The 425-nt window shown below is 64.7% G+C and carries 1 protein-coding gene; it reads left to right on the top strand.

The window, feature by feature from the left end:
- The coding region (locus I6F36_RS39005) for a transposase domain-containing protein (protein WP_225173294.1) at positions 1-282 on the top strand (282 nt) is incomplete at its 5' end.
- Positions 283-425: the final 143 nt, after the last annotated feature.

Raw genomic sequence — 425 nt, 5'->3', positions numbered from 1 at the left:
ACCGAAGATGGCCGTCTTGAGATGACCAACAATGCCGCCGAACGTGCGATCCGCCCGCTGACGCTCGGACGACGCAACTGGACCTTCCTCGGCTCGGACTCCGGTGGCGAGCGTGCTGCGGTCTTCTACACCCTGATCCAGACCTGCAAGCTGAACGGCATCAATCCGGAGGCCTATCTCGCCGACCTGATCGGCCGCGTCAGCGACCACGCAGCCAATCGCATCGACGAGCTTCTTCCCTGGAACTGGCGCGCCCCATCCGACGCCAGACTGGTGGCCTGACCGTGGCTGCGATCACCCGGGTTTACACCCTCCCGCTCGCTGCCGAAATGCTCGGCGAGGACGCCGAACTGCTGTGGGGGGTCTATGTCGACATGGAGCCGGAAGACGGTTGCCTCTGGGTCTACGGGCCCGACGATCAGCAG

This window comes from Bradyrhizobium sp. BRP19, from assembly GCF_020194195.1.
GTDB lineage: Bacteria > Pseudomonadota > Alphaproteobacteria > Rhizobiales > Xanthobacteraceae > Bradyrhizobium > Bradyrhizobium yuanmingense.
Note: the sequence above shows the minus strand (reverse complement) of the source record. Positions and strands in the feature narration are given on the sequence as shown.